The sequence below is a fragment of the Arthrobacter sp. MA-N2 genome, assembly GCF_000517125.1.
GTDB lineage: Bacteria > Actinomycetota > Actinomycetes > Actinomycetales > Micrococcaceae > Arthrobacter > Arthrobacter methylotrophus.
This window is the reverse complement of record NZ_KI912155.1, coordinates 2,285,377-2,298,288: the sequence shown is the minus strand read 5'-3', so window position 1 is coordinate 2,298,288 and position 12,912 is coordinate 2,285,377. Positions and strand designations below refer to the sequence as shown.

Genomic DNA, 12,912 nt, shown 5'->3' with positions numbered 1-12,912 from the left:
GCTCGTCGAATCGAGAGTTCACTATTAGTTATCTTGTGGCCTACCCGGGCTCCGATGGGCCCCGCGCAGCGGCCGCGGCACCGGCAAGTGCGTCCCTGCCGGTGATTCCCAGTTTCGAGTAGCACCTGTATAGATGCCCCTCCACAGTGCGGACCGAGATGAGCAGTGTGTCCGCAATCTGCCGGTCGCTGAGGCCCCTGACCGCCAGATTGACAATGTCCCATTCCCGCTTGGTCAGCTTAGGGAGCACAGATTCGTGCTGCGATTCCTCGCCTCCGTGGCCCAGCTCTTCGTTGCAGCGCGCCAGGCCCGCGCGCGCAGCCGCCGTGAGCTCTTTGGTGCGGCTGCGATCCGAGGCTCCCAGCGCCAATCCGTAGGCCTTCGCGGCCAGATGGTAGACAGAAGCAGCGTGAAGCTTCTCCCCGGCGGAGAAGTAGCGGTCAGCACCCCCGAATTTGAGTGCGCGCCCATATTCCGCGAGGGCTTGCGCCCAGTTTCCCTCGGTTGCAGCCGCAGTCTCACAAAACCGGTCCAGCCTGCTGGTGTCTCCCAGGCCAAGCGCAAGCTCCAGCGCATGAAGTTCAAGGAAGGTGGCATCTTCCTTGGCTGCTTCGTCAGCGTTGAGGTGCAATGCTTCGACGCCGGAGCCGTCGCCTTTGAGGAGTTCAAGTGCGGCTTCGAAGAAGTTGCTGGCCTGGGCCTCGAGGAGATGCATGCCATGCTGCCCCCGGGCCTTGAAGTCCGCCCTGAAACGATCAGCTTCCGGTAACCCGGTACCGGCTGCGGCATAGAAGGCCATGGCCGCACACAGCCCGAAGAGGTTTTGCGGATCGCTGTCTCTCAAGGCTTCGAGGCCCGCAGTCAGCAGCGGCAAGGCGTCTCCGGTTTTTCCCTGCCTGATGGCAACGTACCCGAGCAGTAGGTAAGCAGCCCCACCGAAGGAGGCCATGGCTACACCCGAGGATTCGTAGTAGCGATCGAGGAACTCTTGGGCTTCGCCCCAGTCGCCGGCAGCAAGAGCGCACATGACATGGCGTGCTGCGATGAATTCGGGGAGGAAGAAGACGTCGTTCTCTGGAGGCTGGGCCAAAGCGGCAGCTTCAATGGCCAGTAGCCTTCCCTGGATCGCGGCGCCCAGGGCGCACAACCTCTCTGACTCCAGGGACAGCGCCAAGGCTTTGAAGAGCACCGACGAAGGTCCTTCCACGGAGCCGATCTGCAGGAGGACGCGCTCCAGTCCGGCCCCCATCCGCTCATAGTCTCCTTCCAAGGAACCAGCAACCAGCTCCATCAGGGTCACTGCGATGGGCACCGCAGCTTTCGCCGCCGGTGTCTGCTGGCCGTGGAGGCCCGGCAGCTGCTCGCCCCATTCGCGGAGGACCCCGGCATCCGTAAGGATGAGGGCGGCGGATTGTCCGACGGCGGCACGGGTGACCGCGTGAAGCAGGCTGCCCGATACGATCTGGGAAGGTCCGGTGTCTCCGCCCAATGTTGCCTGGGCCAGGACCGCCGCTGCTTCGTCGCGGCGGCCAAGATTGAAATAGGACCGGGCCATGACCGCTTGGGCAATCGCTTGCCACTGCGTCTCCTGCACTGCGGCAGCCATACGCAATGCCGTCTCGCTCTGCTGTAGTTTGGCGGCGAGGACCGCCGCCCGGATCAAGAGACGGTCCGGCACGTCCGAACCGCAGTCAAGTGACCAGGTGACCATCCGCAGAAGGGAATCGGGATTGTCCTCCAAGACATCCATCCGGGAAATCAGTTGCCTGTGCAGCTGGAGACTCTGCGCGGCAGGGACGATGCTTCGAAGCACCTCTCCGTACACCGGATTTACGAGCCGGAGGGTTGCCATTCCTTGTCCAGCGGGCTGAATCAAATGCTGTTCCAACAACTCCTGGACGGCGGTTTCTCCGACGACGGCGTTGATCAACGATTCATCGACCGGCTCAGCCAAGGCAATCAAGTTCAAGGCGTCCCGGCCTGCGGCCGAAATGCGCATCAGCTGGAGTTTGACCACGGCTTCCAGCTTCACGGTGTGGACCGGCGTCGCGGCTGTCTTGAGCCACACGCCATGTCTCTGGACAAGGGTCCCGGAACTCTCGGCTTCGCGCACCAGGGTCTTCAGGAGCAGGGTGTTGCCGCCAGCCTCTATCCAGAATCCATGGCTCGTGCCGTTCAGGACGATGCCGCCCAGCAATGCCTCGCACAATTCGTGGGCTTGCTCAGCTGTCAGGGGCTCCAAATCAAACCACTCGGCAGTTCCCTCGTGCCACAATCGCAAGAGGGGCTCGGGAACTCCTGGTCGCGGGACGCATGCGGCGACGATTTTCGCCCATTCTGCCTGGACAAGCTCGGTAAGCATCGCACAGGTGGCATCGTCCAGGTAATGCGCATCGTCGACCAGCAGCAATGCTGGACCGGTACCGATACGGACGCCTTCAAGATAATCCCAGAGAGCCCGCAGCACGGCGACGCGCGAGGAAATGTCGGAAACCGAAAGGTGGGCAAGGTAGGGGGCCAGAACTCCATAGGGGACCGAGGTCAGGGATGGACTTCCGTGAATCGGAACAATCGCAAGGTCTTCGCGAAAGACGCTGCCCAGCTGGGCTAGTAGGGATGACGCGCCAAGTCCGGAATCCCCCACGATGAAGACGGCCGAACAGTCGTCCGCGCGGATTGCGGCAGTGATTCCAAGGAGCAAATGCCCATAGTCCAGCCATGGTTCAGGCGGTCTTGTAGTGTTTCCTCCGACAGGACCATGCACCGCCGCAGCGTTGTCATGCCTGCGCGGTTCCTTCAAGCTCGCTCCTCGATGAGATTCCCATTTTCGTGAAGATCTGGTACAGGTGGCCCTCAACCGTGCGGACCGAAACCTGCAACTGGTTAGCTACCTCTTTGTTACTCAACCCCTGACTGGCCATCTTTGCAACCTGCCGCTCCCTTTCGGTCAATTCTGGTCCAAAAGTGTGCGGTGTCAGGGGCAGTACAGGTACGGTACCGACTAAGCGGTCCAGCCGTTGCTGGGCCAACCTGGCGGAAGCCGAGTCGCCGGCCTCCCGTGCTGTGTCAAGGGCCAGGACCGCACAGCGCGACTCCACCGCATCCAATTTCAGTTCCTGGGCCACCGAGGCGGCAAGCAGCAGGGTCTTCGGGTCCTTCTTGCGAGTGCCCTCCGCCACCATCCGGTTTACGGCCGCCATCTTCCCTTGGCGACGCGAGGAAACCTCCTCCAAGAGCAATAATTCATCCTCGGTACCGTGGACGGTGGCTCCGAAAAGGCTGATGGATGCCGTTGTTGTCCGGCCCTTGGCCAGGTCCCGGTTTGCCGACTCGATGAGGCTCTGCTTCGCCCCGGGGTCCTTCAACCAGCGGCGTGCCATTTTGACGCAGAACTCAGCCATCCACGCAGGGAACCACGCTGTCTCGCCCTGCGCTTTTTCGGCCAAATCCAGGAATGTCCGCGCTTCCTTCACGTCCCCGGCCTGCGCATAAGCGAACGCCAGTGCGGAGTAGGCCAGGGAAGGCCCGTAGTAATTCCGCCTGATCTCCAGTTGCGCCTGGGCTCCCAAAAGCGTGTCAATCGCCACGGAGGCCCGCCCCGCATATGTGTAGGCAACGCCGAGCGCAAGCTCGGCAGCACCGCCCAGGTAGTGGATATTCTTCGGCTGCTGATCGAGGGTCGCCGTAAGCATCCGGGCTAGTTCTTCCCACTGTCCACTGCACAGCAGGGCCGCAAACAGGCCTTCGGACAACCAATTGTGCAACCGCGGCTGAGCTTTTGCGCGCTGCATTTTGTGCCTCAGCTCGCGCGCCAGCTCGATTGCCTCCATTTCCCTGCCAAGTACTGCCCAAGCCATGGTCAAGAGGCTCCCGCAACTCAGCTTTTGTTGGAGGTCGCTGCCGTCCCGGTACTCTTTCTCCAAGGCCTCTGCAACCTCGGAATACTCGCCCTGATGAACGTGAAGCTCGAAGCTGGCCAGCCTGAGCATTCCGCTGGCGCGGGTAAGTTCGGCAGCATCGGAACCAGCTTCTTGTGACCGACGGTCAAGCTCCTCGTGGCCCTGGGCGACGAGGCCAGGTATCCGAACGTGGCCGCCGGGGACCCACAACAGCGCACTGCAGAGTTCCTGGACATAGTCCGCATACTCATACGCGGACAGCCGTCGAAGTTGCTCGGGCGTCACATCCTCCAAAGCTGCGACCGCAGCCTCGTGCTCGGCAAGAATGACGTGGGACACGCAGCGCTGCTGTGCAGCCGCGACCCATTCCTTGTCCGTCCGTCCGATCTGCCGAGCGCATTCCAAAGCGAACCACGGATCGAATTGGCGGTTCGCGGCCGCCGCCGCGGCCAATGCGACTCCGGGTTCAAGCGTTTCGCGGACATTCAACGTCGAGGAGGCAAAACCCAAGAGGGCCTCGGCGTCGAGGTCACGGGAAATACTGCCAATCACGCCGGCCGCAAGCTGGCGTAGTTCGTTCCTTCGCGGGAGGTCCATCCAGCCCCGTATGACCTCGCCCATGTATTCGTCCCGGAGCGCCACCCGCCGGGCGTCCGTCGCTTCGATGCGCAAGTAACCGGCCCACTCCATCTCCGCGACCACTTCGGGATCGAGGACGTCCAGGAGCACCGCGAGCGGGGCCGTTCGAATCAGCGCAAGCAGTTCCAGCGCTTCCTGGACTGCAGGGCTCTCCCGCGCGAGGCGTGAACGGACAAGGTCGGTCAGAACGTCCGCGGATGACAGGCGGATCTCGCCTTTCATGGCCCAAACCTGCCCGGCCAGATGCAAGTTGCCTGAGCGAAGCTGCTCCGTGACGATGGCTTGGAGCACCAACGGATTTCCACCACTGGATGCATGCAAGGCGCTGGCAGCCGTCGCGGTCACTCGCTTTCCGAGGACCGCGGTGAGCAATTTGGCCACTTCGGCCCGGGAAAAGGCCTGAAGCAGGACCTCGTCCAACAAACCGTCTTTCAGCAGTCTGACCAAGTCTTCCGGCATGTCCGTCGCTTGGCGGACAGTCACGAGAATTTTAGCTGTGCCACTAATTAACAAATGCACGAGAAGTGCGGTGCTCATGCTGTCCAAAGCAGGAAGTTCCGAGAGCACCAACAGCACGTTGCGTCCTGCGGCGTCCGAAGTTATCAAGTGGGATATGCCGTGGATGATCGTGGCCGGGGAATCTGCGGCGTCTACGGGCAGTCTGGCGAGCAGATGTGCCAGCGCCCCGAACGGAGTGTTGATGTCCGTGGAGCCGTGGAGATGCAGCACATGCGTCGCGGGAGCGAGACGGGCCTCTACCGAACGGGCAAACGTCGCCTTCCCGACGCCCGGCGCGCCAACCACCACCACTCCGTACAAAGATGGCTCACCGAGGGCGCTAACAACCGCATTCTGAAGATCCTGCCTCACCAGCGAAGACCATTTTCGTCGCTCCGCTGCACCGAGGGCTTGCCGCTCCGATGCGGGTCGTCCCAATTCAGATTCCGGCGTTGCTCGCAATATTAAATCACGCTACCTTCGTAGCTCTGGCGGACGTGACGTTCAGCGGGTCGTTTGTTGGGTAATTTCCTCTTCAGCCCCGGCAGTGATTTGCAAAGTATCATAGGGATCTCCCCGAATCAATTAGTCAGCCAGCCCACCATCAGGCTACTTGTTAATGACTCGAATGAGTACGTTCGAACCACCGGTTCAGAGCATGAATCCCGGCGCGGCAGCTCAGCCCGGACCGGCATCTTTCTCATCCGCGAGGCTAGGCCTTGACCGGGTGGAACTTCTGCTGGGCGGCAAGCAAACCCTCAGTCACCAATAGTTCAACGGCATCCGCCGCTTCATCCAAGAGAAAGGGCAGCTCTTTCTTTTCGGCGGGTCCAAAATCCCTGAGGACGTAATCCGCGGTATCCATTCTCCCCGGTGGCCTGCCAACGCCCACGCGGACGCGCAAGTAGTCCTTGGTTGCCAAAGCCTTGGAGATATCCCGCAGGCCGTTGTGCCCGCCTTCCCCTCCGCCGATCTTCAATCTAATGGTGTTGAATGGGATGTCAATTTCGTCATGGACTGCAATCACGTGATCCGGGGAGATATCAAAGAACTTGGCCAAGCCGGAAACGGGGCCTCCGGAAACATTCATGTAGCTTATCGGCTTCGCGAGAACCACACGCGGGCCGCCGATCCCGAGCCTTCCCTCGACAACCTGGGCCCGGGCTTTGTGGGCTTTGAAGCTTCCACCCACGCGCGAGGCAAGTTCGTCCAGCACCATTTGGCCGACGTTGTGGCGATTGTGGCTGTATTCAGCGCCGGGATTGCCAAGGCCTGCGATCAGCCAAGTGTCAGTCATGGAGTCATCCTAGGGAATCAAGGGGGTGGAAGGAAAAAGAAGTGGCCGGGACCCCTCAGGGACCCGGCCACTTGCAGGCTGGTGCCGCTAGTAGTCGGAATGACTACTAGACAGAAGACTACTCAGCAGGAGCTGCCTCTGCCTCGGCTTCCGAGGTGGCCTCCGAGATATGGATGATGAGCGTCTCGGGATCGCTCAGCAGCTCGGAGCCGCTCGGCAGGACGATGTCCGAGGCGTGGACGTGCTCGCCGGCCTTGCGGCCTTCGATGCTGATTTCGACGAAGGTCGGCAGGTGCGTGGCCTCGGCTTCGAGGGAAACCGTGGTGGCTTCCTGGTTGGCGACTGCGCCAATGGCAGCTTCGCCGATCACGTGGACGGCCACGTCAACGGTAACCTTCTCGCCTGTGCGGACGGTCAGGAGGTCGATGTGCTCGATGATCTGCTTGATCGGGTCGCGCTGGATGTCCTTCACCAGGGCCAGGTGTTCTTCGCCGTTGACGTCAAGGGCCAACAGGGCGTTGGAAACACGGACCGCCAGGGTGGTGGCGCGGCCCGGGAGGTTGATGTGGATCGGCTCTGCACCGTGACCGTAGATGACGGCCGGGATCTGGCCGGCTGCACGGGCCCGGCGGGCGAAACCCTTGCCGAATTCGGTGCGCAGTTCCGCTACGAGCTTCTGTTCAGACATGTGTACTCCTTGATTACTGTGGCGCCGGCAGGATGCAGGCAAGTCGATCAGCAAGGGCGGAGGTCTGTGGTGACCTTCCACGCCCGACGGAGCGCCGACCGCTGGAGCAGCCGGTTCAGTCCGCCTTCGTTGAAGGAGATTCAGACCCAGTCGATAACGGAGACCCGCAATCCGGTATTAGCCCGGATGTGCTCTCCCTCGCCAAGGTATCCCCAAGAGTTTAGCAGCCACGTCCCGTCAAAGGGAAAACTGCCCCACCCCGGCCCAACTGACTGGCAGTTGGGTGCGGACCCGGGGTTTGCGTGGAGACTAGGCGTTGCCGTCGAAGAGGCTCGTGACGGAACCGTCGTCGAACACTTCGCGGATGGCGCGCGCAATCAACGGTGCGATCGACAGCACCGTAAGCTGCGGGAAGCGCTTGTCGGCCGGAATCGGCAGCGTATTGGTGACAACAACCTCGCGGGCACCCGAATCGGCCAAGCGCTGCGCCGCCGGTTCGGAGAACACCGCATGGGTGCACGCGATAATGACGTCCTTGGCACCGGCATTCTTGAGGACCTGGACGGCGCCGGAGATCGTTCCACCGGTGTCGATCATGTCATCGATCAGGACGCACGTGCGGCCTTCGATCTGCCCGACGACGGTCTTCGAGACAGCTTGGTTCGGCACCGTGAGGTCGCGGCTCTTGTGAACGAAGGCCAAAGGCGCGCCGCCCAGGCGCTCGGCCCATTGCTCCGCCACGCGGACGCGGCCGGTATCCGGCGAAACAACGGTGATATTGTCGGCTTCAACCCGGGTCCGAATGTAGTCAGCAAGCAGCGGAATGGCCATGAGGTGGTCCACCGGTCCGTCAAAGAACCCCTGGATCTGGGAAGTGTGCAGGTCCACGGACATGATGCGGTCCGCGCCGGCTGTCTTGTAGAGGTCTGCCACCAGTCGGGCGGAGATCGGCTCGCGGCCGCGGCCCTTCTTGTCCTGCCGGGCATAGGGGTAGAACGGCGAAACAACCGTGATCCGCTTTGCCGAGGCCCGCTTCAGGGAGTCGATCATGATCAACTGCTCCATGAGCCAGTTATTCAGCGGGGCCGGGTGCGCCTGGATGACGAACGCGTCGGTGCCCCGGACGCTCTCCGCCGAGCGAACGTAAATTTCCCCGTTGGCGAAGTCGTAGGCGTCAATAGGCAGGAGTTCTGTTTCCAGTTCCTTGGCGATTTCCTGCGCCAGCTCGGGGTGCGCCCGTCCGGCGGCGAGAACTAGTTTCTTCTCGCCGTGTGCGGTGATTTCGCTCATGCCTGTGTGCCCTGTTCTGTGGTTGCCGGAATACTTGGGGAATCGGGGGTGGCAGAGCGTTGCGCGGCTTGCGCAGCCTGCGCCAGCTGGGCAGAGTTGCTGCCCTGGCGGTTGGCAACGACCCAGCCTTCGGAATTGCGCTGGGGGGCGACACTCAGGGTCAGGGCTCCGGCGGGAACGTCCCTGCGGATGATGGCGCCGGCACCGCTGTACGCGCCGTCGCCCACCGTCACGGGGGCAACAAAGACGGTGTTGGAGCCGGTCCGCACCCCGGAGCCGATCACCGTGCGGTGCTTCTTCTCGCCGTCGTAGTTGGCCGTGATGTTGCCGCAGCCGATGTTGGTGTCCTCGCCGATCTCGGCGTCGCCGGCGTAGCCGAGGTGGGACAACTTGGAGCCACGGCCGATCGTCACGTTCTTGGTTTCGTAGAAGGCCCCGATCTTTCCGGTATCCCCCAGGACCGTGCCCGGGCGCAGGTAAGTGAACGGACCCACGCTGGCCCCCGCCCCGATGATGGACCCTGAGCCGTGCGTCCGGGTCACCTTCGCGCCTTCGCCCACCGATACATCGGTGAGGGTCGTGTCAGGGCCGACGACGGCGTCCCGGGCCACGGTAGTGGCGCCGTGAAGCTGCGTGTTGGGCAGGAGGCGGACGTCTTCGTCCAGGGTGACTGTGGAATCGATCCAGGTGGTAGCCGGGTCGACGACCGTAACGCCGGCACGCATCCAGGCTTCAACGATGCGGCGATTGTGCTCGGCGCCGAGCGCGGCGAGCTGGATCCGGTCGTTAGCGCCTTCCACTTGCCAGCGGTCCTCGGTGATGACGGCGGAAACCCGGCCTCCGGCGTCGCGCGCCAAGGCGAGCACGTCGGTCAGGTACTTTTCGCGCTGGATGTTCTCTGTAGTCACTTTGCGCAGCTGGGAACGGAGTACTCCCGCGTCAAAAGCGTAGATACCTGAGTTAACCTCGCGGATGGAACGCTCGGCGTCGCTCGCGTCTTTGTGTTCGCGGATGCCCAGCACGGTGCCGTCTTCGGCACGAAGGATGCGGCCGTAGCCATTGGCATCATCGAGGATCGCGGTCAAGACCGTCACGGCGTTGCCTTCGGATTCGTGCGCGGCGACGAGTTCGGAGAGCAGGGAGCCGGTAAGCAAGGGCACATCGCCGTACGTGACAACCACTGTGCCGCTGAGCTCGGCCTTGGCGTCCAAGGCATCAAGGGCGACCTCCACGGCGCGCCCTGTTCCGGGAACATCGTCCTGGTCCACGATGACGGCCTCGGGATCGATCAGTTCGATGTGCGCGGCGACGAGGTCCCGCTCGTGGCGAACCACCAAGGCAAGCTGCTGGGGATCGATGGACCGCGCAGCGAGGAGGGCATGCGCCACCATCGAGCGTCCACCGATTTCGTGGAGAATTTTGGGAGTCCGCGACTTCATGCGCGTACCGGCTCCGGCGGCTAGGACGATCACTGCGGCGGGGCCAGTAGTATCGGGGCTCACGAACTCGCTCTCCTTGCTCGGTAACGTCCGGGCGAACCCGGCTGCGGCATCTGCTCTATCCTACTCTGGCCGATTGATGGTCTTCCCCAGCAGCCGGTGGACAGCTTCGGGAGAGACAGTGCCGTCAGAGGCAGTGCCGGCAGATCACCGACAAGTTCCGCCCATAGGATTCGAACCTATACTCCACGGCTCCAAAGGCCGGGGTGCTGCCATTACACCAGAGCGGACCGTGTGGACGAGGACCAAGCGGACCGTGGCCCGCGGGGCTCCCGAGTGACCGGGTCGCACACACAAGAAACTAGTTTGCCATGACCGCCGCGGTGTTCGCGACTTGGCGGACCGCCGAGTCGTTTCAGCCGCACTTATTGCCGCAGTTATTGCCGTACTGACAAGTCCTCCGAAGCCGTTTCAGGCTTGGGGTAAGGCATGATAGATGCGTGAGCAACAGCACAGGACTTCCGCGGCGTTCGATGGGTTCCCGGGTGATTAACCACCCACCCGCGGGCCAGGTTGTCCGTGCCCGGATGACAGGCTCCCAGCGCCGCTCCCAACTTATCGAAATAGGCCGGGGCCTCTTCGCCGCCCGAGGCCTGGACGCCACCACTATTGACGAAATCGCGGCCGCCGCCGGAGTGTCCAAGCCGGTAATTTACGAACACTTCGGATCGAAGGAAGGCCTCTACACCCAGGTCGTGGAGCTCGAATTCCGGATCCTGCTGGAGGCCATCAACGCGTCCCTGGCCGCTGAAGCCAAACCTCGCGTCCTCGTTGAACAGGCGGCCCTTGCGTTGCTCGGTTACATCGAAGAGCGGAGCGACGGTTTCCGTATCCTCATGCGGGACGCCCCGCCTTCCCGACCCGAAGGCGCCTTCTCCACCTTGCTCTCCCACGTGGCGGACCGGGTGGAAGGGCTGCTTGCCGACGAATTCTCCCGGCGCGGCTTCAGCGCTGCGGACGGAGCCATGTACGCCCAAATGCTGGTAGGCATGGTGGCCATGACCGGCCAATGGTGGCTGGACCACCGTGAACCCGACAAACGCGTGGTGGCCGCCCACCTGGTCAACCTAGCGTGGAACGGCCTGACGGGCCTGCAGAAGGATCCGGAGCTCCGGAGCGAGGGCTAAGCATCCCGTCGACACGGAAAATCCCTGTCGACACCGGAATCCGCGCATCGATTTCCTCGATCTGTGTCGCCGGAACATTTGCCCGCCTACTCCCCCAGAATCTCTGCCGCTTCGAGCCATTCGAGTTCAAGGCCTTCTTTTTCCTCAAGGAGTTCCTGCAGCTTGGTGTTCAGTTCGCCGAGGGCATCGAAATCACCCGATTGCGACTTGGCGGCCATCTGGACGTGGAGTTTCTCTTCTTGCTGCGCGATCTTGCCCAGCTGGCGGTCGATCCTGTTCAGGTCCTTGCGGGCCTCGCGTTTCTCTGCCTCACTCGGCCCGGAAATGACGGCGCCGGAGCCGCTTGCCGCCGTCGGGCTGCTGCTCCCGCTCGACGTCCCGCCGAACACTGCACCGCTCGCAAGCGCCGCTTCCCGCAATTCCAGGTACTGGTCAACGCCACCCGGGAGCCCTCGCAGCTTGCCGTCGCCCAGAAGCGCCATCTGGGAATCCGTCACGCGTTCCAGGAGGTAGCGGTCGTGGCTGACCACAATCAGGGTGCCTGGCCAGCCGTCCAGGACGTCTTCGACGGCGGCAAGAGTGTCGGTATCGAGGTCGTTGGTAGGTTCGTCGAGCATCAGGACGTTGGGTTCGCCCACCAACAGGCGCAGCAGTTGCAAGCGGCGCCGCTCCCCACCGGAAAGGTCGGTGACCGGCGTCCACTGCTTTTCCTTCGTGAACCCGAGCTGCTCCACAAGCTGACCGGCCGTGAATTCCTTGCCGCCCACGCTGAACGAACGCTTCTCGCGCTCGATGACCTCGATTACGCGAAGGTCCGAGACGTCGTCGAGCTCCTTGACGTCCTGACTGAGCACGGCAGTGACAACAGTCTTGCCGCGCTTGACCTTGCCGGAACTCGGCGCGATCTCGCCGTTAAGGAGCCGCAGCAGCGTGGACTTTCCGGCGCCGTTGACCCCCACCAGTCCGAGCCGCTGCCCCGGCGCCAGGCGCAGGGTGATGTCGTCGAAGAGCTTCCTGCCTGCACCGTCGCCCAGGAAATCCAGGGAGACGCCTTCAAGGTCCAGCACATCCTTGCCGAGCCGGGCCGTGGCCATCTTACTCAGGGCCACCGAGTCGCGCGGATCGGGAACATCGGCGATCAGTTCGTTGGCGGCTTCGATGCGGAACTTGGGCTTGGATGTGCGCGCCGGGGCGCCCCGGCGGAGCCACGCCAGCTCTTTCTTGACGAGCTGTTGCCGCTTGCTTTCGACGACGGATGCGCTTCGGTCACGCTCGGCGCGGGCCAACACGTAGGCCGCGTAGCCGCCGTCGAACGGGTCCACCATCGCATCATGTACTTCCCAGGTCCGGTTGCAGACTTCGTCCAGGAACCATCGATCGTGGGTCACCACAAGGAACGCACCCTGGTTTGGCCGCCAGCGTGTCTTCAAGTGCCGGGAGAGCCAGGCGACGCCTTCCACGTCGAGGTGGTTGGTGGGCTCGTCAAGCATGATGACGTCATGGTCTTCGATGAGCAGCTTGGCCAGGGCCACCCGACGCTTCTGCCCGCCCGAGAGCGCATGCACGTTGGCGTGCCAGTCGACGTCGGCAACGAGCCCTCCCATGATTTCGCGGATCTTGGGGTTGGCGGCCCATTCGTGGTCGGCCTGGTCGCCGACAATCGCGGCACCCACTGTGAGGTCGCCGTCGAGCACGTCGGACTGGTCGAGGTAGCCGACGTTCACGTCGCCGCGTTTGGTCACACGGCCGGAATCCGGCGTCGAACGCAAAGCCAGCAAGCGCATCAGCGTGGACTTGCCGTCACCGTTGCGCCCGACCATGCCGATCCTGTCGCCGTCCTCCAAACCAAGGGTGACGCCGTCGAGGATGGTGCGGGTTGCGAACGAAACGGTGAGGTTTTCACCGCCGAGCAGGTGGGCCACTAGGTACTACTTTCTGGTGTGAATCGTTGGGAAGATCGCTATTGGTTGAATCG

General features: G+C 62.7%; 8 protein-coding genes and 1 tRNA gene. 1 reads left to right on the top strand and 8 read right to left on the bottom strand.

Annotated features, from left to right (window positions below; genetic code table 11):
* Window positions 1-40: 40 nt before the first annotated feature.
* The 7 genes from A3M3_RS0111440 to A3M3_RS0111410 form a co-directional block, all read right to left on the bottom strand.
* The gene (locus tag A3M3_RS0111440) at window positions 41-2,800 is read right to left on the bottom strand and encodes a helix-turn-helix transcriptional regulator (RefSeq protein WP_155854366.1); all 2,760 of its coding nucleotides are present in this window, start codon (window positions 2,798-2,800) and stop codon (window positions 41-43) included.
* Window positions 2,778-5,408 carry a helix-turn-helix transcriptional regulator gene (locus tag A3M3_RS24795; protein WP_155854365.1) on the bottom strand — a complete coding sequence of 877 codons (2,631 nt, stop codon included), beginning with the start codon at window positions 5,406-5,408 and terminating at the stop codon, window positions 2,778-2,780. Before A3M3_RS24795 ends, A3M3_RS0111440 begins: the two co-directional genes overlap by 23 nt.
* A 340-nt stretch (window positions 5,409-5,748) precedes the next feature.
* The gene (gene pth / locus A3M3_RS0111430) at window positions 5,749-6,333 is read right to left on the bottom strand and encodes an aminoacyl-tRNA hydrolase (protein WP_028266441.1); all 585 of its coding nucleotides are present in this window, start codon (window positions 6,331-6,333) and stop codon (window positions 5,749-5,751) included.
* Between the two features lie 118 nt (window positions 6,334-6,451).
* Window positions 6,452-7,021 carry a 50S ribosomal protein L25/general stress protein Ctc gene (locus A3M3_RS0111425; protein ID WP_028266440.1) on the bottom strand — a complete coding sequence of 190 codons (570 nt, stop codon included), beginning with the start codon at window positions 7,019-7,021 and terminating at the stop codon, window positions 6,452-6,454.
* 309 nt (window positions 7,022-7,330) lie between these two features.
* Window positions 7,331-8,311, bottom strand: coding sequence for a ribose-phosphate diphosphokinase (locus tag A3M3_RS0111420; protein WP_028266439.1), 981 nt, complete (start codon window positions 8,309-8,311; stop codon window positions 7,331-7,333).
* The gene (gene glmU / locus A3M3_RS0111415; protein ID WP_028266438.1) at window positions 8,308-9,813 is read right to left on the bottom strand and encodes a bifunctional UDP-N-acetylglucosamine diphosphorylase/glucosamine-1-phosphate N-acetyltransferase GlmU; all 1,506 of its coding nucleotides are present in this window, start codon (window positions 9,811-9,813) and stop codon (window positions 8,308-8,310) included. The genes A3M3_RS0111420 and glmU overlap by 4 nt, the downstream gene beginning before the upstream one ends.
* 155 nt (window positions 9,814-9,968) lie before the next feature.
* Window positions 9,969-10,040, bottom strand: a tRNA-Gln gene (locus A3M3_RS0111410).
* 243 nt (window positions 10,041-10,283) lie between these two features.
* Here A3M3_RS0111410 and A3M3_RS0111405 point away from each other — a divergent pair.
* Window positions 10,284-10,937: a TetR/AcrR family transcriptional regulator gene (locus tag A3M3_RS0111405; RefSeq protein WP_051423334.1), complete on the top strand. Its 654-nt coding sequence runs from the start codon at window positions 10,284-10,286 to the stop codon at window positions 10,935-10,937.
* A gap of 86 nt (window positions 10,938-11,023) precedes the next feature.
* Here A3M3_RS0111405 and A3M3_RS0111400 read toward each other — a convergent pair whose 3' ends face one another.
* Entirely contained in the window at window positions 11,024-12,859 is a 1,836-nt protein-coding gene (locus tag A3M3_RS0111400) for an ABC-F family ATP-binding cassette domain-containing protein (RefSeq protein WP_028266436.1), read from the bottom strand.
* Window positions 12,860-12,912 lie beyond the last annotated feature (53 nt).